This is a genomic window from Collinsella sp. D33t1_170424_A12 (genome assembly GCF_015554865.1).
In the GTDB taxonomy this organism is placed as follows: domain Bacteria; phylum Actinomycetota; class Coriobacteriia; order Coriobacteriales; family Coriobacteriaceae; genus Collinsella.
In genome coordinates this window covers 1-20,132 of the sequence record NZ_JADNJJ010000068.1, presented here as the reverse complement: position 1 = coordinate 20,132, position 20,132 = coordinate 1, and the positions used below count along the sequence as shown (strand labels likewise).

General features: G+C 62.6%; 14 protein-coding genes and 1 pseudogene. 8 read left to right on the top strand and 7 right to left on the bottom strand.

What is annotated here, in order from left to right; translation table 11 throughout:
• Positions 1 to 203 (top strand): annotated as a pseudogene (locus tag I2E26_RS03395) (hypothetical protein); the annotation flags it as partial.
• Between the two features lie 119 nt (positions 204 to 322).
• Here the strand turns inward: I2E26_RS03395 and I2E26_RS03390 are convergent.
• On the bottom strand, positions 323 to 2,695 hold the full coding sequence (locus I2E26_RS03390) for a DEAD/DEAH box helicase (RefSeq protein ID WP_195419609.1): 2,373 nt from the start codon (positions 2,693 to 2,695) through the stop codon (positions 323 to 325).
• A gap of 131 nt (positions 2,696 to 2,826) precedes the next feature.
• On the opposite strand from I2E26_RS03390, the gene I2E26_RS03385 reads away from it, so the two are divergent.
• Positions 2,827 to 4,449, top strand: coding sequence for a 4Fe-4S dicluster domain-containing protein (locus tag I2E26_RS03385; protein WP_195419608.1), 1,623 nt, complete (start codon positions 2,827 to 2,829; stop codon positions 4,447 to 4,449).
• Between the two features lie 45 nt (positions 4,450 to 4,494).
• Here I2E26_RS03385 and I2E26_RS03380 read toward each other — a convergent pair whose 3' ends face one another.
• Positions 4,495 to 5,838 (bottom strand): ATP-binding protein, encoded by a 1,344-nt coding sequence (locus tag I2E26_RS03380; protein ID WP_195419607.1) that lies wholly within the window; start codon positions 5,836 to 5,838, stop codon positions 4,495 to 4,497.
• The gene (locus I2E26_RS03375) at positions 5,831 to 7,531 is read right to left on the bottom strand and encodes a TerB N-terminal domain-containing protein (RefSeq protein ID WP_195419606.1); all 1,701 of its coding nucleotides are present in this window, start codon (positions 7,529 to 7,531) and stop codon (positions 5,831 to 5,833) included. Before I2E26_RS03375 ends, I2E26_RS03380 begins: the two co-directional genes overlap by 8 nt.
• Before the next feature lie 197 nt (positions 7,532 to 7,728).
• On the opposite strand from I2E26_RS03375, the gene coaE reads away from it, so the two are divergent.
• The 5 genes from coaE (at position 7,729) to I2E26_RS03350 (ending at position 12,847) form a co-directional block, all read left to right on the top strand.
• Positions 7,729 to 8,385: a dephospho-CoA kinase gene (gene coaE / locus I2E26_RS03370; RefSeq protein WP_195419605.1), complete on the top strand. Its 657-nt coding sequence runs from the start codon at positions 7,729 to 7,731 to the stop codon at positions 8,383 to 8,385.
• Positions 8,378 to 8,965 (top strand): lytic transglycosylase domain-containing protein, encoded by a 588-nt coding sequence (locus tag I2E26_RS03365; protein ID WP_195419604.1) that lies wholly within the window; start codon positions 8,378 to 8,380, stop codon positions 8,963 to 8,965. The genes coaE and I2E26_RS03365 overlap by 8 nt, the downstream gene beginning before the upstream one ends.
• Before the next feature lie 177 nt (positions 8,966 to 9,142).
• Positions 9,143 to 11,389: an excinuclease ABC subunit UvrB gene (uvrB, locus tag I2E26_RS03360; RefSeq protein ID WP_195419603.1), complete on the top strand. Its 2,247-nt coding sequence runs from the start codon at positions 9,143 to 9,145 to the stop codon at positions 11,387 to 11,389.
• 217 nt (positions 11,390 to 11,606) lie between these two features.
• Complete coding sequence (locus tag I2E26_RS03355; RefSeq protein WP_147588874.1) at positions 11,607 to 12,239, top strand: hypothetical protein; 633 nt, start codon at positions 11,607 to 11,609, stop codon at positions 12,237 to 12,239.
• Positions 12,240 to 12,244: 5 nt separating this feature from the next.
• Positions 12,245 to 12,847, top strand: a complete 603-nt coding sequence (locus I2E26_RS03350; protein WP_370551432.1) for a histidine phosphatase family protein — start codon at positions 12,245 to 12,247, stop codon at positions 12,845 to 12,847.
• Positions 12,848 to 12,915: 68 nt separating this feature from the next.
• Here I2E26_RS03350 and I2E26_RS03345 read toward each other — a convergent pair whose 3' ends face one another.
• Genes I2E26_RS03345 through I2E26_RS03335 form a run of 3 tightly spaced genes read right to left on the bottom strand, consistent with a single transcriptional unit; the run spans position 12,916 to position 16,852 of the window.
• The gene (locus I2E26_RS03345) at positions 12,916 to 14,562 is read right to left on the bottom strand and encodes an NAD(P)/FAD-dependent oxidoreductase (RefSeq protein ID WP_195419601.1); all 1,647 of its coding nucleotides are present in this window, start codon (positions 14,560 to 14,562) and stop codon (positions 12,916 to 12,918) included.
• A gap of 50 nt (positions 14,563 to 14,612) precedes the next feature.
• Positions 14,613 to 15,917, bottom strand: coding sequence for an NAD(P)/FAD-dependent oxidoreductase (locus tag I2E26_RS03340; protein WP_195419600.1), 1,305 nt, complete (start codon positions 15,915 to 15,917; stop codon positions 14,613 to 14,615).
• A gap of 2 nt (positions 15,918 to 15,919) precedes the next feature.
• Complete coding sequence (locus tag I2E26_RS03335; protein ID WP_195419599.1) at positions 15,920 to 16,852, bottom strand: Mrp/NBP35 family ATP-binding protein; 933 nt, start codon at positions 16,850 to 16,852, stop codon at positions 15,920 to 15,922.
• 176 nt (positions 16,853 to 17,028) lie between these two features.
• Between I2E26_RS03335 and uvrA the strand changes: the two genes are divergently transcribed.
• Positions 17,029 to 19,905: an excinuclease ABC subunit UvrA gene (gene uvrA / locus I2E26_RS03330; protein ID WP_195419598.1), complete on the top strand. Its 2,877-nt coding sequence runs from the start codon at positions 17,029 to 17,031 to the stop codon at positions 19,903 to 19,905.
• Positions 19,906 to 20,032: 127 nt separating this feature from the next.
• On the opposite strand, the gene I2E26_RS03325 is transcribed toward uvrA, so the two are convergent.
• Positions 20,033 to 20,132: SDR family oxidoreductase (locus I2E26_RS03325; protein ID WP_195419597.1), on the bottom strand; the 100-nt coding region annotated here is incomplete at its 5' end.

Here is a 20,132-nt window from a genome sequence, read left to right as displayed (position 1 = left end):
GCATCGAATTCCTGCGCGATGCCATGGCATCGGCTGCGGCCGTTTTTCGGCACGTGCATGTGGTTCCATGTGCGGACGAGACGTTTGGCGTCGAAGACAACTACCTCCTCATCGCAACCGACGGTGATTACGAGTTCGCAGGGGAAATGCCCATCACCCATGAGCTCCTCGGCGCGCCGCTCTTTGACGCCGACGTGTGCTAGCGAATCGGCATCGACGAGCGTGCGCCCGCTCGATCCGAGGTGCTCCCGGGCGCCTATCGAACCGTGTCGCCGGCGCTCTCATCTGACCGTGGTCGCTCCGGCGGGCGATGGCCCAGGGCTCATGTTTCGCGCCATCCCAGCACGCGCCGCCGCATGCCCTCGATATCGAGCACGCCCTCGGCGAATCCCTTTCGTACGAGGTGCGCGGGAAGCATTTCGTCGTATTTGTCAAAGTACGGGACCTCGCTGTCGTAGACGAGTTCAATGGGATCGAAGTCCGCCTCGGCCTCGGACGCAACGACTTCATAGAACGTTTGCTCGTCAGCGCTCATGGTGAGCATCATGAAGTACGGCCGCGAGGGGTCAAGCTTTTTTAGACCGAGCTCCTTCGCGCATTTGATTTTTAAGAGCCGTTCCAGCGTCAGAAACGCGTAGCTGCCCAACCAGGGAAAGAGCGCCCAGGTGCTTCCTCCTAGATTGATGAGCGGTCGGCCGAGCCTTCCCGTTATCCCAGCATTTTCCGCCACCCGTCGCGCCTGGGCGAGACGCGCTCGCGCATTGCCCAGCAGATACGGGTACGCTTGGTGTTCCTCGAGTGCTTGTTTCATGCGTTCTAGCACGCGGGTGTGTATGTCGCCGGCGCAGTCGCCGAAATAGGCGGGAACGCGCCCTTTCACCTGCGAGCAGAATACGAGATGCCTCTTCCAGTCCACCTCTTCCACCAGCCAGCAATGCCCGGCGATGGCGATGCGCTCGCCGGCCGGCGGCGGGTTCACTATGGTGCCCAGCTCCGCTGATTCGCAGCGCACGGTAAACTCTTCGTTCTCCTGGAAGACGGCGTAAAACTTATAGGAGTTGGCGACGCGTTCGCCCGCGATTCCCACGATAAGACCGCCGGTCTCGGTCTGCTCGATGTGGTCGGTCTCAATGAGGTGGTACAGGAGTTCGCGCAAGTCTTCGGCGGAGACACGATGGAAATAGCTCAGGGTAAGAACGCGCTGTGCAAGCTCGGCGGGCGACAGTTCGCCGCATGAGGCGAGCGTGGACATGACCTGATGGTAGAGCAGGCTGTAGGGCAGCCGATCCAGCGCGGGCGGTTCGACCCATTTTTCCTCGCGGTAAAGCTGGACCAGTGCGATTCCCTGCAGCAGTTTCCAAGGTACCGTTTCGGGCATCATGGCACGCGGCTCGGGCTGCTCCTCGCGCATGACGAAATGCATCTCGGGTGGATCGTCGCGCCGGCCCGTCCTGCCCATGCGTTGCAGAAATGACGAGACGGTAAACGGCGCATCTATTTGGAAGGCCCGCTCGAGCCGACCGATATCGATGCCGAGTTCCAGCGTTGCCGTGGTAACGGTGGTCTGCGTCTGCTCGTCGTCGCGCATGATGTCCTCGGCGGCCTCGCGGTAGCTTGCAGAGAGGTTGCCGTGATGGATGAGGAATCGGTCGGGTTCGTGCCGCGCCTCGCAATAGCTGCGCAGCACCGAGCACACAGCCTCCGCTTCCTCGCGCGAGTTGACGAATACGAGGCATTTGCGCCCGCGCGTGCGCTCGAAGATGTAGCCGATGCCCGGATCGGCCTGTTGCGGCGCGACGTCGGTGGGGGCGAGCAGGGTGTGCTCCTCGGCGTTCAAAACGGTGACGTCCTCGGTCTGGTCCTGGCTTGCGTTCGCGTCGTGCGTCGACCCTGGAAGCGACCGGTCGTCGCATGCGTCCACGCGCTCTACGGATAGCACGTCTGCGAGTTGGACGCTGCCCTGCGAGTTCAGTCCGCGTTCTGATGCCTGCGGTCCGCTGTTGTAGAAGTGCTCCATCGACAGGCGCCAGATTTTGCGGGGTTCCTCGAAGCGTGGGATGATGCAGGCGCGGCCGGTGCCGCTTGCAAGGAAGGCGCCGGCGCGCGCGGGGTCGCCGATGGTGGCCGACAGGCCGATGCGTCGGGGGTTGACTTGCGCCATGCGTGCCAGCCGCTCGATGAGGCAGAGCGCCTGCCCGCCACGGTCGCCACGCAAGAGCGAGTGGACCTCGTCTATCACTACATAGCGAAGGTCGCAAAAGAGACGTGGTACCAGGGCGTGTTTGTGGAACAGAAGCGCTTCGAGCGATTCGGGCGTGATCTGCAGGATGCCGCCTGGATGCTTGAGCATCTTCGCCTTGTGTGACGAGGATACGTCCCCATGCCAGTGCCATACGGGAATGCCGGCTTCCTCGCACAGCGGTTGCAGCCGTTGGAATTGGTCGTTGATGAGGGCCTTGAGCGGTCCGATGTAGATGGCGCCGACGGACGCAGGCGGATTCTCCCAGAATTCAGAGAGGATGGGGAAGAACGCGGCCTCGGTTTTTCCCGACGCGGTGCTTGCGGTAAGCAAGACGTTCTCGTCGGTGTCGAAGATGGCTTCCGCGGCGGCAACCTGGATGGAACGCAGGCTCTCCCAGCTGTTGTTGTAGATGAAGTCCTGGATGAACGGCGCGTACCGATCGAATGCGCTCATGGACCCTCCCCACGCTCCAATACGAACACGCGTTCTATACTAGCACACGCGCGGGTAAGTCTCACGGCGAATGCCATGCCCGGGCGATAAAATGTTGTGAACAATCGCGCTCATGAGAGGGGATTTTCGCTATGGGCAATTCGATGCGCGGGGTCTACACCGGTCTCGCTCAGATTCGTCGCACCGTTTTTCGCGAGGTTGCGCGCCTGGCATACGAGAGTCAATCAGGTGATTTCGGCTGGGTCGATGAGCTTCCCTACAAGATCATTCCCGGCGACGTGGCAACGTATCGCGAAAGCGTCTTCCTTGAGCGCGCGATCGTGGGCGAGCGCATCCGCCTTGCCATGGGCCTGCCTATGCAGGGCATGGATAAGCCCGCCAAGCTGTCGGAGGGCGTTGCCGAGGCCGCTAAGCCCGAGCGCTATTACGAGCCGCCGCTTATCAACGTTATCAAATTCGCCTGCAACGCTTGCGAGGAGGACGCCTATAAGGTGAGCGATGCGTGCCAGGGGTGCCTGGCCCACCCCTGTCGCGAGATCTGCCCCAAGGGGGCTATCACCTTCAAGTATAAGAAGGCCTATATCGACCAGGAGAAGTGCATCAAATGCGGGCGCTGTGCGAGCGTGTGCCCGTATGGCGCGATCCAGCATCGCGTGCGCCCCTGTGCGGCAGCCTGCGGTATGAACGCCATCAGCTCCGATGAAGCCGGTCGCGCGCAGATCGACTACAGCCGTTGCGTGTCGTGCGGGCAGTGCCTCGTCAACTGTCCGTTCGGGGCCATTGCCGATAAGAGCCAGATATTCCAGGTGATCAACGCCATCCAGGAGGGCGATGAGGTCATCGCCGAGGTCGCTCCGGCGTTCGTGGGCCAGTTCGGCGGTAAGGGCAACGTGGACAAACTGCGCGAGGCCTTCAAGGAGCTCGGCTTTTCCGGCATGGAGGAGGTCGCGCTCGGCGCCGACCTGTGCGCGGTGCAGGAGGCGGAGGACTTTCTCGAGGAAGTGCCCGACAAGCAGCCGTTTATGGGAACCTCGTGCTGTCCCGCGTGGTCGGTCATGGCAAAGATGGAGTTTCCCGAGCATGCACATTGCGTTTCTATGGCCCTTACGCCCATGACGCTTACCGCGCGCTTGATTCGCAAGCAGCACCCCGACGCCAAGATCGTGTTCGTGGGGCCGTGCTCTGCCAAGAAGCTCGAGGCACAGCGTAAGAGCGTGAAGAGCGAGGTCGATTTCGTCCTTACGTTCGAGGAGATGGCCGGCATGATGGAGGCCAGGGACATCGACTATGCGAAGCTGACGGGTGAGGGTTCGACCGATTTCGACGTGGCGAGCGCCGACGGTCGCTCGTTCGCGGTGGCGGGCGGGGTCGCTAACGCCGTGGTCAATGCCATTCATCGCGACCACCCCGATATGGACGTGCACGTCACCAATGCCGAAGGGCTCGATGAGTGCCGCAAGATGATGAAGATGGCAACAAAGGGTAAGTTCGACGGCTATCTGCTCGAGGGCATGGCGTGTCCGGGCGGTTGCATCGCGGGTCCCGGCACGCTGCAGCCCATCAATAAGACAGCGGGTGCTGTCAAACTCTACGCCAAGAAGGCGCCCATCAAGACCGCGCCCGAGAACGCGCATTGCGGGCTGCTCGACGAGCTGGAGCGCGATGCGTACGGCAAGCGCGCGGCGGCCGATGCCGTTGCCGAGACGGTCGAGGCCGCAACGCCGAGTGACGACGCGGCCCATTCCGGCGTATAGCGCGAAGAGGCCCGGCCGCAGCGGAGCCGAGGGGTCGTCGCGCTGCTACAGCGTGAACTCGACGAATTCGGCTTCGCTGCGCGCGGGCGGGGTGTTCGCTTGGTGGAGGGGGGCCGCGACCCCGCCCCCTATCGCTGTCGTATTGAGAAGCTCGTCGATCGACGCCTGCGGATTCTGGAATGCGATGTCGAGCAGCTCGATGAAGTCGCGGATGACCTCGCGTGGCGTGAGGTGCGTATCGGCGCCCACGCGCTCGAACTCCGCGGTGAGGAAGTTGATCAGGTCCTGCTCGGTGATCGTGGGCGTGTATGCGAAGTATCCTGCATGAATCTGGGCGAGCTTTTCGATAAGGACGAGCAGCTCCTCATAGGTTAGCGGGTGCAGGTGGATGATGGGGGCGAGCATATCCTGCATGTCGTCGCGTGCATAGCGACCCTGGGCAAGCCTGCTTCGAAGCGCCTCGTAGCTGAAGACGCCGCGTCGACGGTCTTCGACCGATGTGGGCGTTCCTCCGAGAATGATGCCAAGATGCGCGGCCTTGCCCTGCAGCGTGTCGTTATACATCTGGAGGATCTTCTCGTAGTTATATTGCCGCGTGATTGCATTGGGGATCTTGTAGAGGTTCACGAGCTCGTCGATGAGCACGAGCAGGCCTTTATATCCGGCGCCCTGCAGGAACGCGGCCAGTAGCTTGATGTAGTCGTACCAGTCGTCATCGCCTATGATCACGCTCGTCTGAAGCTCCGCGCGCGCTTCCGTCTTGGTTCGAAACTCGCCGCGCAGCCATCGGGCGACCGCTCCGCGCATCTCGTCGTCGCCCTTGCACGTGGCATGGTAATAGCGGAGCAGCATCTGCGAGAAGTCGTATCCATGGACCATCTCTTCCAAGGGGCGACAGAATGCCCGGGCAGCGGCATCGCTTCTGCTTGCGTCATCGTCGGGCGCGCCGTCCTGCATCGCGGCCACCCACCGATCGAGGACGAGCATGAGGGCGCCGCCCTCGGGGCGCGTCTTGGTGGATAGGTTGCGAATGAGCTCTCGGTACGTTGCCAGACCCTGCCCCTGACCTCCCTGCAGGCGGCGCTCGGGGGAGAGGTCTGCATCGGCTACCACGAAGTTCTCGCCCATGGCATGGGTGCGGATCGTCTGAAGAAGAAAGCTCTTGCCCGCGCCGTAGCGTCCAACCAGGAATCGGAACGAGGCGCCGCCGTGCTCGATGAGGTCGAGGTCGGTAAGCAGGGCTCGAATCTCGTTTTCACGCCCCACGGTGATGTAGGGCAGACCGATGCGGGGCACGACGCCGCCTTTGAGCGAGTTCAGGATCACTGCCGCGATGCGCTTGGGGATGCGAGGGGCGCCCTCGAGGTCGATGGGACGCGAACTAGTCATGATGCACGAATCCTTCCAAATCGGGACGATAATCTTCGATGATGCAGACGCCCTGCGGCCCGAATTCCAAAACGGTATCGCCCACGAGGTCGAAGAGCGCCTCGTTGATCTGGTCGACAACGAGGTCTTCGGATTGCGAGAGCTCGATGCGCGCGCCTCCGTCGAGCAGCGCGACGAGGTAGGCGCTTTGCTCCGCTGACAACGGGCCCGCCTCGCTTTCCGATGTGAATCGTTGCTGCGTTCGCTCTGTGTCCATAGGGCGGTTCTCGCACGGCGCGGCGTCTTCGGTGCTTGCGGCCGTGTGCGTCGAGGTACGCGACGCCTCGATGGCGCTTGCCAGGATAGCAGACCCTTCGGCGCCCTCCTCCAGGCGTTCGTCGTCGATCAAGAGGGCTTCGCGGGTGCAGGCGGCCGCCGTGCGTATGCCGGCGAGCTTCGATGTATCGATGTGCACCTGGACGGGTGCGTGTTCCGACCGCCATGCGGCACGGGCGTCGGCCTCGCTCACCACGAACTTGACGAGGTATTTCGGTAGAGTCGTGTCGGGGGCGTCTGCGCCTTCCCAGCGCGCTCGCGTGGTGGATTCGATATCGCGCAGCAGATCCGCAAGACGTATGGTCCCCGCTTGGGCGCCATGGATGTGAGTGCAGGTCCATAGCCCGTTGCGGCATCGATAGCGATGCAATGCGCTGAGGGCGACCTCGGCATCGGGGTGCGGCTTCGGATCGAAGAACACGGCCGAGGCGAACATGGTGTACGGCAGCTCCACCGCTTCTCCGAATAACGAAGCGGCGAGCCCTGTTTTCCTGGTGCGTCGGTAGTGCTCGTCGAGGCGTGCGAGCACGGCGCACGCTACATGGCAGAGGTCTTCGCGCGCGCCCGTATCTTCATGGTTCGGGGTGCTGCCCGTGCTTGCGAGGGAGCGCGCCGACTCATACAGCGTGACCGCGTCTGCGTCGCCTATGCCCGGTAGTCCTCCGCGCGTCCGCCGGGGCTTCTCCTTAGAGGAGAGCCCCGTGGTCTCTCGAACCCTTTCCAGGGTTTCGGTGAATCGCAGGATGTGTTCTTCGCGCTGTAGCTCGGCGCTGCAGGGGAGCAGCTGCGGAGCGAGGCCGTGGTAGATCGCATAGTCTTGCAACCATACCGGCGCCCGCCTGTCGACTTCGGGAGAGACCCCGCGATACGCGCTCGCAAACGAAGAGAGGCGCTCGAATCCATCGAGCGGGCCCGAGGTGCCGATCCCGCAGATCAGTTCTTGCAGGTAGGTTATGGCAAAGGCTGGTAACGTGGCCTCGATATCGCCTTTTCGTACGCGCGACCGCCAGCTAACGTAGCCGCGCAGCTGGCGGTCGCTCATGGTGCTGTAGGTGGGATAGGTTGATTTGTAGGTTCCACGATACGGACAGTCGTCCTCGACGTCCGCGAGGGCGAGGCCCTGGCGGTAAAAGAGCTCTGCTTCGCTGAGCCATCTACCGCGCGCGCCGCCCGGCTGTTCCTCCCAGCGCGATACGGCCTTCATAGGGGCGTATTCGTCGGGGAGGTATCCCGCCATCTGCCTGCCGGTGGTGAGGAGCGGCTCGTCCCGATAGACCGTCGTCGAGAAATGGGAGCTGGCGCGGAAGCGCTCGTCGCTTACGATCCGATCGATGATGTCTCGCGCCCGCGAGCCCCTGCCGCTGCATCTGTCTTCCATGCCCACATCTCCTCTCCGCCGACTGCGTAGTTGTGGATACGTATCCAGTGTAGCACAGATGCAAACACGTGTTCGTATCATTGCGGTGCCCCTGCGACTGGTCCTACTGTTGTCGTTTCTTCGTGCACCCGTGGAGTTCGAACGGATACGCGTGCCCATCGCGCCGACGTCTTGTCCGATGCGTAAGATAGGTAGCTATGATTACGCTATTTCTCATAGGAAACATCGCTTCGGGCAAGTCGACTGCCGCTCGCTACCTCGAGCGACGGGGCGCCTTGCGCATCGATCTCGACCAGCTTGCCAAGGATCTCTACCAACCGGGTTCCGCCGTCGTGGACGAGATCGCCCAGGAGTTTGGCTGGGGCGTGCTCGACGCATGCGGCGGAATCGATCGATCCGCCCTTGCCGCCCGCGCGTTCGCGTCGCCCGAAGACGCGCAGCGGCTGAACGCTATCGTCCACCCCGTGGTGCTCGAGCAGCTCGGTCTGCGCCTGCTCCCCGCGAATTGCTGTTCGGTGATGGTTCCCGAGCACGACCTGGCCGTTGTGGAGGTATCTGCCCCCGAGGGCTTTACGGATGCATTCGCGTTGGCAGACGAGGTGGTCGCCATTACAGCGCCGGTCGAGGTGCGCCGCGTGCGCGCGATCGATCGAGGTATGGTGCCGTCCGATTTCGATAGGCGCGCCGAGTGCCAGCCTTCCGACGAACGGTTGGCGTCGCTCGCATCCCGTGTCATCGACAACTCCTCGGCCGACGACTCGCTTTTCGATTCTCTCGACCGTTTGGTGGAGGGGCTGGGTGTATCGTTGCCGGTTTCCTCCCGATCCGCGCGGATGGAGGAGCGCCATGTCTAGTTCCGGGACGCGTTTCTTCACATGGTTTCGCCTTGTCCCCTTGCTGGCCGTCGCCTTTATGGGCACGATCTCTGCCGTGTACTCCTATGCGCCCGCGCTGCTGTTCACCGCTATCTATCCGTTGCGCTACGAGGACTATATCGTTGCCTCCGCAGCCGATCACGCAGTCGATCCCTATCTTGTCGCCGCCGTCATCGAGACGGAGTCCGGCTGGGATCCCCAGGCGCGTTCGAGCCAGGGTGCGAGGGGCCTCATGCAGCTCATGCCCGAGACCGCCCGCGATATGGTGGTGAAGGGCATCGTGGACGGCTCAAGGTATTCGGCCGACAACCTCGAGGACCCTGCGACCAACATCGAATTCGGCTGTGCCTACTTGTCGTATCTCATCCGATATTTCAACGGGGCTACCGATCGTGCTATCGCCGCTTATAACGCGGGCATGGGTAACGTGAACGATTGGGCGCAGGAGGATACGGTCCTGCATAACGCCATCACGTTCCCGGAGACCCAGGCATATCTGATTCGCGTGAACAACGCGCACGATCGCTATCAGCAGATCTATCCAGAAGCGTTTCTGTAAGAGGGTGCCAGCCGGAGGCGTGCAACCGTTTTAGGGCCCGGTCCGAAGGCGCCCTCTATATCTCCGCATCGGTTTTGCCTTGCAATCCATTAGAACATGTGTACGATGATTGTATGAGACGGCTATCGCGTGGCGGCCCGCTCGATGCTCCGCGCGCTGTGGTGAGGGGTGTGCGGCATGGAGAGTTTCGAGGTTGAACGCGTAGGCGGCGAGCTGCGTCGCTTCGGCGTGCAGGGCGAGCCCGCGCCCTTCAAGGTGGTTTCCCCGTTCGAGCCGTCGGGCGATCAGCCCCAGGCCATCGCATCGTTGGTTCAGGGGGTGCGCGATGGCGACCGCTACCAGGTGCTGCTGGGCGTTACAGGGTCCGGCAAGACGTTTACCATGGCAAAGACCATCGAGGCGCTGGGGAAACCGACCCTGGTCATGGCGCCCAATAAAACGCTTGCCGCACAGCTTGCGAGCGAGCTCAAGGAGTTCTTCCCCAACAACTCCGTTGTATATTTCGTCTCCTATTACGATTACTACCAGCCCGAAGCCTATGTTCCACAATCGGATACCTATATCGAGAAAGACTCCTCCATCAACGAGGAGGTCGAGATGCTGCGCCATCAGGCGACCGCTTCGCTGCTGTCCCGTCGAGACGTTATCGTTGTCGCTTCAGTCTCTTGCATCTACGGCATCGGCAGCCCCGAGGACTACGCAGGCCTGGCGCCCAATATCGATAAAAAGGTTCCGCTGGAGCGCGACGAATTCATCCATGCGCTGATCGACATCCAATACGATCGCAACGACTACGATCTGTCGCGTGGATGCTTTCGTGTGCGCGGGGATGTTGTCGACGTTTACCCTCCGTATGCCGAGCATCCCCTGCGATTCGAGTTCTTCGGCGACGAAGTCGAGGTCATCGCCGAGATCGATGAGGTCACGGGCGAGGTGTTGCGCGAATACGATGCGATTCCGGTCTGGCCCGCGTCCCATTACGTTACGGAGAAACCCAAGGTTACAGCGGCGCTCAAGAGCATCGAGGAGGAGCTCGAGGCACGTGTGGCCGAGCTCAAGGCATCGGATAAGCTGTTGGAGGCGCAGCGATTACAGCAGCGGACCGATTACGACCTCGAGATGCTCGAGACCATGGGTTTTACCACCGGCATCGAGAACTACTCGCGCCATCTCGATGGGCGCAAGCCCGGTGAGCCGCCGTTCACGTTGATCGATTACTTCCCCAAAGATATGCTTTGCATCATCGACGAGAGCCATGTGACCGTGCCGCAGATTCGCGGCATGCACGAAGGCGACCGTTCGCGCAAGGTGACGCTGGTCGAGCATGGTTTCCGCCTTCCGAGCGCCCTGGACAACCGCCCGCTTCGCTACGATGAGTTCGAGGCGCGCATTCCGCAGTTCATCTACGTTTCCGCTACGCCGGGCGACTACGAGCTGCGCGTGAGCCAGAACAACGTCGAGCAGATCATCCGCCCGACCGGCCTGCTCGATCCCAAGATCGACGTGCGACCGGTGCGCGGGCAGATTGACGACCTGCTCGACGAGATTCGCGAGCGCACAGCCCGTCATGAGCGCGTGCTGGTGACGACGCTGACCAAGCGCATGGCGGAAGATCTGACCGATCATCTGCTGGACGCCGGCATCAAGGTGAACTACATGCATTCCGATACGGCGACGCTGGACCGCGTCGAGATCCTGCGCAGTCTTCGCGAAGGAAAGATCGATGTCCTGGTAGGCATCAACCTGCTGCGCGAGGGCTTGGATCTGCCCGAGGTCTCGTTGGTTGCCATTTTGGATGCCGACAAAGAGGGCTTTTTGCGCAACCGCCGCTCGCTGATCCAGACGATTGGCCGCGCTGCGCGCAATGCCGACGGCGAAGTCATCATGTATGCCGATACCATTACCGATTCGATGCGCGAGGCGATCGATGAGACGTCGCGACGACGTGCGATTCAGACGGAGTACAACGAGGTCCACGGCATTCGGCCTCGTACGGTCCACAAGGCGATAAACGACATCTCGAGCTTCATCTCGGAGGCGACCGAATCGGTGGGGAAGCGCGATCGCAGCCGCGGGGACTCGCTTGGACATGGCGAGTTCTTTACGCCCGCCGGGGAGGGTGCCGCCGATACCGCTCCCGCCACGTCTGCCTCAAACGGTCAGCGCTTGGCCGAGGAGCTGGCGGATCTGCCCCCCGAGGAGTTGCATCGCGTGATCGAGCAGATGGAAGCCGATATGCGCGCGGCATCCGAAGCCATGGATTTCGAGGAGGCGGCACGTTTGCGCGATGCCGTCGTGCACATCCGTGCCCTTGTCGAGGGCGAGAGCGAAGACGACGTCATCGAACGGCTGCGCCGTGATGCGCGCAAGGGTTCGGCGTTCGCAAGCGGTCGCGTCCGTAAGGGCGCTCGGTTCGGTAGATAACGCCCCGAAATCCGTTCATCGCGATTGTTATCCGATGTGGTTGTCCCTGTATGGGGGAGAGCGAAGATGGGGTCATGCGACGGCGCACTGCGATGCGAAGGCTCGCGCCGCGCCGCTTTGCGATTTACCGCGACAGTGTACGACAGTGTATACTTATGCGGTTTTAGTGTCGTGCGGCGTGAGCCGCTATGCCGTCTTTCGCGATGAAGGGGTCGAGATGGTTGAGGAATTGGTAAAGACGCTCCGCGGGGTTAAGTGGAACTTGGTGCTTATGGCCGCATTCTGCTTCCTGTTCGCGGTCTATATGTACGTTACGCCCGTCGAGGGCGGTGTGGGCATGTTCATGATCACGCCCCGCAACGGCCTTGCCGGCCTGCTCCAGATGCTGCCGTGGATCGGTATCTTTTTAGGCGCCGCAACATTCGTCTCCTCGTTCGTATCTACCTCTACGTGGGTGCTGGGCTGGGTAGAGCCCGCGTTGGGCATCCTCATGTTTGTAGCCGGTTTCTGGGAGCTGTTTTTCCCGTACGACATCAAGGTGTTTTCTCTCGCGTTTTCCTTTGTGGGTATCTTCCTTGCGTTCTACGTTATGTTCATCGCGTTGGAGATCGAGCGAAAGCGTGCGGGCAATTGGATCGCAACGCTCGTTCTCGCCGCGGTGATCTGGGTGGTTTCCTTTTTCAACATGATGAACTTCGCGGGCGAAGGCGGCTCCGTTGCCCTGACGTGCCTGCAGTTCTTTTTGGCCGGCTGGGGCTTCGTGTATGGTGCGCTGGCGCTGAACGGCGTTGAGCCCGTGAAGGGTTCCTGCCCGTTTCGCTGCGGCTCGAAGGCGTCCGACGCTGCATAAGGTCTGTGGGACACGTTGTGGGACGATTATATGTCCTTAACCAGGGTGAGACGCTGTTCGACTCGCTCCATCGGATACAGGGGCGTTGCGACTCCCCGCTCACGCTCCGGGGCGTAGAGCAGGCTAGGCAGGCTGGGGCCTGGATGGCGGAACGGGGATTGTGTTTCGATCATGTCTACGCGAGCGCTTCGGGGCGCTCGCGCGAGACCTTGTCGTATGCCCTGCCGGGTGCGGTGTTCGAGCATCGCGTCGAACTCTGCGATGGATGCTACGGATCCTACGAGGGCCTGCCCCAAGACGTTATGGCGCCCATCCCGTACGGTTCGTTTTACGTGCCGTTCGGCGGCGAATCTTGGGATGCTTTCAGCGGTCGCGTGCTGCATGATCTCGATGTCCTCCTGAACCGCCCCGGGCACGACTGCGTCCTCGCTGCGTGCGATACCGGGGTTGCGTACATGTTGTGCGTCGAACTTGGCGTCGAGGAATGCGATTATAGGGGTCGATTTGGATCCTGTACGATCCTGGAGCTTGAATACGGGCGCGAAGGCGGATGGACGCTGCGCTCGATCTCCCATCCCGTTTCGTTCGCACGGCATATGAATCGATAGCGAGGAGGCTCGACGTCCGTCGAGCCTCCTCGCTATATATGGGTTGGTTCGATCAAGCTCCTCTGCCTCTATGCCGTGAGGTCGTCGATAAGCGCTCGTGCGCAGCGGATGCCATCGGTTGCCGCGCTCATGATGCCGCCTGCATACCCTGCGCCTTCGCCGCATGGATAGAGGCCGGGGGCATGTTCGGCATGGCAGGATTTATCGCGCACGACGGTGATGGGGGCGCTGGAGCGGGTTTCGACGCCCGTGATCACGGCTTCCTCGTCATCGAAGCCCTTGAGATGGCGTGCGAGCTCGGGTAGGCCGAGTCTCATGGTGTCGCTGACGTATGCGGGCAGCACGAGACCGATGGCGGTCCAGGTGACTCCGCGCGGATAGGTGGGGATCACGCCCGCTCCGGATGTGCTGGGGATGCCGATGAGAAAATCGCCGACGAGCTGCGCGGGGGCTCGATAGTCGCCTCCGCCTAGTTGGAAGGCGGCTTGTTCGCATTCGCGCTGCAGCTTGATGCCTGCAAGGACATCGTCGCCGGGGAGGTCTTTAGGTGTGACGTTAACGAGGAGGGCGGCGTTGGCGTTGCGGCCGGCGCGCGCATGCAGGCTGGCGCCATTCGTTACGACGCCGCCTTCTTCGGAGGCGGCTGCTACGACCTCGCCTCCGGGACACATGCAGAAGGTGAAGAGGCTGCGGCCGTTGGGGGCGTGGGAAACGAGCTTGTAAGGGGCGGCTCCTAGGGCGGGGTGACCTGCCGCCGGTCCATATTGTGCGCGGTCGATCGCCTCCTGGAGGTGCTCGATGCGCGCGCCCATTGCAAAGGTCTTGCGGGCGAGCGTGAAATTGCGCCGCTGGAGCATCTCGAAGATATCGCGAGCGGAGTGCCCGCATGCCAGGATGAGATGCCTGGTTGCGAGCCGCTCTTCGCGCTCGTCGGACATGACGGTGACGCCGACGACGGCGCCGCTATCGGAACGCTCGATGTCCAGCAGCTTGGTGCGGAAGCGCACCTCGCCGCCGCATGCGCGAATACGCGCGATGATGGCAGTTACAACTGAGGGAAGGATATCGGAGCCGATATGGGGTCTGGCGTCCCAGAGGATGTCGCGCGGCGCGCCAGCGGCTGCCAGCGTTTCCAGGATGAGACGGTGGTCGGGGTTTTTCGTACCCGTGTTGAGCTTGCCATCCGAGAACGTTCCCGCGCCGCCGAGCCCGAACTGGATATTGGATTCGGGGTCGAGAACGCCGGTTTCATTGAAGCGCCTGACGGCTTCCCCGCGCCGCTCAGCATCGTCGCCTCGTTCGATGAGCAAGGGCTCCAGTCCTGCTTCGGCGAGCGTGAGCGCGGCGAAGAGGCCGGCGCACCCTGCACCTACGACGATGGGCCGGTCCGTCGTCGCGCCGCGCGCGCCCAGCGGTTGGGGAAATGTCGTGGTGCGCGGTTCGATGATTCGAACGCGTCGCCGCGCCTTCTCCGCAACACGCCCGATCGCTTCTTCCTCGGCGCCCGATGAGGCGAGTTCGAAGCGAATCGTGACGGTGAAGTGCACATCGCGCTTCTTGCGGGCATCGACCGAGGTACGGTAGAGCTGTGCATCGAGGATGTCGCCTTGGGAAACCTGCAGCATGCTGCAGACATCTTTGAGGGCGGCCTCGAGGAAAGCGTGCTCGTCCACGCCATCGTCGAGCGCGACCTTGATTTCTGTGACTTCAATCATGTGAATCCCTTTCGGACGAGCGCGTGGAGCGCGAGCGGAAGCGATCGGATCTAGTATGACGGGCGCGAAACGGCACCGGCGTGCTCTCCGGCGCAGATGCCAGACAGCCAGGCCCACGCCAAGTTGTATCCACCGCAATCGGCGTCTTGGTCGAGTGCCTCGCCGCACGCATAGAGGCCTGAAGCGTCGTGCAGGGACAGGTCTGCTAGGTCGACGGAATCCATGGGGATGCCGCCGCGATGAACCTGCGCCTGCTGGTGCTCGCAGGTACCAATAACCTCGAAGGTGAGGTGGTGAAGCAGGTGGGCGCAGCGAGTTAGCGGGTCGGCATGGCCGTCGAGGCCCTGCGCGATGTAGCGCGCAAGCGGTCGCGCGAGCACCCCATCGAACCACGATGCCTCGCCGGTCCACGGTCCAACATGCGCCTGGCGCTCATGAAGGATGCGTGCGAGGCGGTCTGTCGTCAGGTCCGGGAAGAGGTCGAGCTCGATGCGATCTTTTGGCCGGCAACGTCGTGAGAGGTTGAAGGCGGCGATGCCGGATATGCCGTAGGGACGGAGGAGCACCTCGCCGTCTTCATATGCGATGGCGGCTCCGTTGCGCTTGAGGGCGAGCATGCCGTCGAGCCTCAGGCCGTCGAGGGACGGCAGGGGGGAGGCGTCGCCTGCGAGCGCCGTGCCATCGGCGGTGGTGAGGGCGGCTTCGATGGGGCAGAGGAGGGGTTGCTCCTCGTTGTGGGGTAGTCCGAAGAGGGCGCATACGTCTGCCGATCGGCCTCCGGTAGCTATGATCACGGCACTGGCGTCCACCGAACGGTGTACGAGGTCGGACTCGGCCAGGGCCTTGCGGGCGCGGCGAAGTGCGGGGCGGCTGGAATCAGCCGGTTCGATCCGACGCGGCCGATCGGGCTCTTCGATTTCGAGGTGCCATCGCGAATCGGTGCGGACCGCGTGCGTGAGGTGCGCGCCGCAGCGTTGGTCGATACCCTGTCGCTTACAGGCTGCGAGCAGGCAATCGCGCACGGATTCGGCGCGCTTCGTTACGGGATAGAGCCTTTCCTCGATTTCACAGGTGAACAAGCCCAGCTGCTGGAAGAAGTCGGCGATGCGGTCCTCTCCACGATGCCCCAGCACCGCGCGCGCCGCCGCTTCGTGGTGATAGCGCGCGGGAGCGAGGCGGGTGTTGGATAGATTGCACCGGCCGTTGCCCGTTGCGAGGATGGGAAGGCCGCAGGCAACGTCGCGCTCGATGATGCAGACGCTCGCGCCGGCGCGAGCCGCTGCGATGGCGGCGGCGAGACCGGATGCCCCGCCGCCGATGATGGCGACGTCGTAGGTGCGGAAGGCGGACGTCATGGCTAGTTGGAACCGGCCGACTCGCAGTGCTCGGCGCAGTCGCATTCGTCGCAATCGCACGCGTGGTCGCAGCTGCAGTCGCATGTGTTCGCATCCTGGGCGAGGACGGCCTTGGCATCGGCGAGCTCCGCCGTCACGCGGATGGCCTCGAGTGCTGCGGGCAGCATGCCGGCGGGAAGGTTCTCTTCGATCGTTCCCGCATCGCACATCGCGGCGAAGGCGGGGTTGATGGGCAGGCGGCCGAGCACGTCGACGCCGTACTGCGCGGCGACCTCGTCAAGATGGCTTTGGCCGAAGACCTCGATCTTCTTGCCGCAATCGGGGCATTCTACATAGCTCATGTTCTCGACGACGCCCAGGACGGGGACGTTCATCTTGTCGGCCATGTTGACGGCCTTGGCGACGATCATGCTCACGAGGTCCTGCGGGCTGGTGACGACGACGATGCCGTCGACTGGAAGCGACTGGAAGACGGTGAGCGCGACATCACCCGTGCCCGGGGGCATGTCGACGAGCAGGTAATCGAGCGGTCCCCAGGATGTCTCGCTCCAGAACTGGCGGATAGCGCCCGCGATGACCGGTCCGCGCCACAGAACGGGGTCGGTTTCGTTGGCGAGCAGCAGGTTGCTCGACATGACCTTGATGCCGCGGGTGGAGATCTCGGGCAGCAGGAGGTTGCCGATGCCGTGGGCGCAGCGACCGCTCATGCCGAGCATCTTGGGGATGGAGGGACCAGTGATGTCGGCGTCGAGGATGCCGACCTTGTTGCCGGCTCGGGAAAGCTCGACGGCCAGCGCGCCGGTGACGAGCGACTTACCTACGCCGCCTTTGCCGGAGAGCACCGCGATGACGTGCTTGACCTCGGATAGGTTGTTTTCCTCGAACTGCTGCGGGGCGGTCTGGCCTCCTGCGGCCTGTGCGTGTTCGCATCCCATGGAAGACCCCTTTCGACTGTCTTCGATTTCGTACGCCGTTCATTGTACCCCCCGAGCAGCGCGGCGCCCGCGCTCGTTCGTGGTGAGCATATGATACGTACAAATGTTCGTGATTCCGCGCCATGCTTGCGATAGTATGGGAGGTCGAAAACCTCATTTGTTCAAGGAGCATGCCCATGTCAGACGCTTCCATCAGCATCCGCGGCGCACGCGAGCATAATCTACACGATATCGATGTCGAGATACCCCGCGACGAGCTCGTCGTGATCACCGGCTTATCCGGTTCGGGCAAGTCGAGCCTCGCCTTCGATACCATCTACGCCGAGGGTCAGCGCAGATACGTCGAGAGCCTGTCCAGCTACGCTCGGCAGTTCCTGGGGCAGATGGATAAGCCCGACCTCGACTCCATCGACGGCCTGTCACCGGCCGTCTCCATCGATCAGAAGACGACGTCGAAGAATCCGCGCTCGACCGTGGGCACCGTTACCGAGATCTACGATTACCTGCGTCTGCTCTTCGCGCGCATCGGCACGCCGCATTGCCCGGAGTGCGGGCGCGTGATCGAGCGCCAGACAACCGATCAGGTGGCCGATAAGATTCTCGAAGTCGGGTCGGGGCGGCGCGCCTACGTGCTGGCCCCCGTCGTGGTGGGCCGCAAGGGGGAGTTCGCCAAGCTGTTCGAGGACCTGCGCGCCGAGGGCTTTTCCCGCGTGCGCGTCGATGGCGACGTTCGCTCGCTGGATGACGAAATCGAGCTGGATAAGAAATTCAAGCACACCATCGAGGTGGTGGTCGACCGCATCGTCATTCGCGAGAGCGGCCTAGGGCGTGTCGCCGAGGCCGTCGAGCAGGCGACGCGCCTGGCTCATGGAAACGTAAGCGTCTACTTGCTGCCCGATCGCGATGCGCCCGAAGGCACCGAAGGCGAGGCCTATACGTATTCCCTGGCGCTCGCATGCCCCGAGCACGGCCATTCCATCGATGACCTGCAGCCCCGTGATTTCTCTTTCAACGCTCCGTATGGAGCGTGCCCGGAGTGCGATGGCCTGGGGTTCAAGAAGGTCGTGGATGCCGAGGCCCTGATCGAGGACCCATCCCTCTCCATCGAGGAAGGCGTGTTCGGAAGCTTCTTTGGAAAGTCGAATTATTATCCGCAGATCTTCCGCGCGCTCTGCGAGTACCTGGGCGTCGACGCCGCCGCGCCGTGGAAGGATCTGCCTGCGCGCGTCCGGCGCATCTTCCTCGATGGCTTGGGCGATAAGAAGATGCGCGTCAACTACCGCACGCAGGACGGTCGCGATACCTGCTGGGATACGAAGTATTCCGGCGTACGCAACATTCTTTACGAGCGCTATATCGAGACGACGAACGAGAAGACCAAGGCGCGCCTGGAACGCTATATCCGAGAAGAGCCCTGCGCTGCATGCCACGGCGCGCGCCTGCGCCCCGAGATGCTCGCGGTCACCGTGGGCGGCGCATCCATCTACGATGTCTGCCGTATGTCGTGCCGCGAGTCGCTCGGCTTTTTCGAGGGCCTCGAGCTTACCGAGCGCCAGGAGTTCATCGGAGGTCGCATCGTCAAGGAGATTCTCGAGCGTCTGCGCTTCCTCGTCGACGTCGGTCTCGATTACCTCACGCTCGACCGCGCCTCGGCGACGCTGTCGGGTGGCGAGGCGCAGCGCATCCGCCTGGCCACGCAGATCGGCGCCGGGCTCATGGGCGTTCTCTACATCCTGGACGAGCCTTCGATCGGCTTGCACCAGCGCGATAACGAGCGCCTTATCGGAACGCTTGAGCGTCTACGCGATATCGGTAACACCGTTATCGTCGTCGAGCACGACGAGGACACGATCCGCGCGGCCGATTACGTGATCGATATGGGTCCGGGCGCCGGCGAACATGGCGGCGAGGTGGTGTGCGCAGGCACGCCGCAGGAGATCATGGCTTCCGAGGATTCTCTCACCGGCGCCTACCTTACGGGCCGTCGGATGATTCGCGTGCCGGAGACGCGCCGCAAACCGGGGCGCGGCGCGCTGAAGATCACGGGCGCCCGTGCCAACAACCTTAAGAACGTTTCGGCGAAGATCGAGTTCGGAACGCTCACCGTGGTTACGGGTGTGTCAGGATCAGGCAAGAGCTCCCTGGTCACCGATACCATCGCTCCCGCGCTCACCAACGCCATCCATCATTCGACGCGCGTGGTGGGGCCGTATAGGAAGCTGGAAGGCGTCGAGGAGATCGACAAGGTCATCGATATCGACCAGTCGCCTATCGGGCGCACCCCGCGTTCCAATCCGGCTACCTATATCGGGCTGTGGGATGATCTGCGCGCGCTGTTTGCAAGCGTGCCCGAGTCGAAGGCGCGCGGCTATGCACCGGGGCGCTTCTCCTTCAACGTCCCCGGCGGTCGATGCGAGGCGTGCAAGGGAGACGGGCAGATCAAGATCGAGATGCACTTCCTTCCCGATATCTACGTTCCGTGCGAAGTGTGCGGGGGCAAGCGATACAACCGCGAGACCCTCGAGGTCACGTATCGCGGCAAGAGCATATCCGATGTACTTAATATGAGCGTTACGGAGGCGTTGGCCTTTTTCGGTAGCATCCCGCAGATCAAGCGCAAGCTGCAGACGCTTTACGACGTGGGCTTGGGCTATGTGCGCCTGGGGCAGCCCGCCACCACGCTTTCCGGTGGCGAGGCACAGCGTGTGAAGCTCGCCAAGGAGCTGCACCGCAGGCAGACGGGCAAAACGTTCTACATCTTGGACGAGCCCACGACCGGCCTGCATTTCGAGGACGTTCGCCAGCTGCTGGATGTGCTGCAGCGCCTGGTCGATGCGGGCAACACCGTGCTGGTCATCGAGCATAACCTCGATGTCATCAAGGTAGCCGATCGTCTGATCGATATGGGCCCCGAGGGAGGCAGCGGCGGCGGTACCGTTGTGGTGAGCGGAACGCCCGAGGAGGTCGCCGCGTGCCCCGAGAGCTATACGGGTCGCTTCTTGGCGCCTCTTCTCGAGCGGGACCGCGCGCGCCAAAGCGCTGGCCAGGCATAATGAGATGCAAACATGAAGGGACGAGGCGCATACCTCGTCCCTTCATTGTGAAGACCGAATCTGTTGGTCGGCCGAGCATGCGTGGCGCCCCTGGTCTACGGGCGCCGCACGGCAAGGATGCAAGCGATTAGGAGCGGGCGGCGCCATCGACGGGAATGACCGCGCCGGTAACGTAGGACGCCATGTCGCTCGCGAGGTAGACGAAGGCGTTTGCGACGTCTTCGGGT

What these genes read in the sequence shown, in the direction of transcription:
- I2E26_RS03390 (WP_195419609.1), bottom strand. Translation starts at nt 2,695, where the DNA reads ATGAGCGCATTCGATCGGTACGCGCCGTTCATCCAGGACTTCATCTAC.
- I2E26_RS03385 (WP_195419608.1), top strand. Translation starts at nt 2,827, where the DNA reads ATGGGCAATTCGATGCGCGGGGTCTACACCGGTCTCGCTCAGATTCGT.
- I2E26_RS03380 (WP_195419607.1), bottom strand. Translation starts at nt 5,838, where the DNA reads ATGACTAGTTCGCGTCCCATCGACCTCGAGGGCGCCCCTCGCATCCCC.
- I2E26_RS03375 (WP_195419606.1), bottom strand. Translation starts at nt 7,531, where the DNA reads ATGGAAGACAGATGCAGCGGCAGGGGCTCGCGGGCGCGAGACATCATC.
- coaE (WP_195419605.1), top strand. Translation starts at nt 7,729, where the DNA reads ATGATTACGCTATTTCTCATAGGAAACATCGCTTCGGGCAAGTCGACT.
- I2E26_RS03365 (WP_195419604.1), top strand. Translation starts at nt 8,378, where the DNA reads ATGTCTAGTTCCGGGACGCGTTTCTTCACATGGTTTCGCCTTGTCCCC.
- uvrB (WP_195419603.1), top strand. Translation starts at nt 9,143, where the DNA reads ATGGAGAGTTTCGAGGTTGAACGCGTAGGCGGCGAGCTGCGTCGCTTC.
- I2E26_RS03355 (WP_147588874.1), top strand. Translation starts at nt 11,607, where the DNA reads ATGGTTGAGGAATTGGTAAAGACGCTCCGCGGGGTTAAGTGGAACTTG.
- I2E26_RS03345 (WP_195419601.1), bottom strand. Translation starts at nt 14,562, where the DNA reads ATGATTGAAGTCACAGAAATCAAGGTCGCGCTCGACGATGGCGTGGAC.
- I2E26_RS03340 (WP_195419600.1), bottom strand. Translation starts at nt 15,917, where the DNA reads ATGACGTCCGCCTTCCGCACCTACGACGTCGCCATCATCGGCGGCGGG.
- I2E26_RS03335 (WP_195419599.1), bottom strand. Translation starts at nt 16,852, where the DNA reads ATGGGATGCGAACACGCACAGGCCGCAGGAGGCCAGACCGCCCCGCAG.
- uvrA (WP_195419598.1), top strand. Translation starts at nt 17,029, where the DNA reads ATGTCAGACGCTTCCATCAGCATCCGCGGCGCACGCGAGCATAATCTA.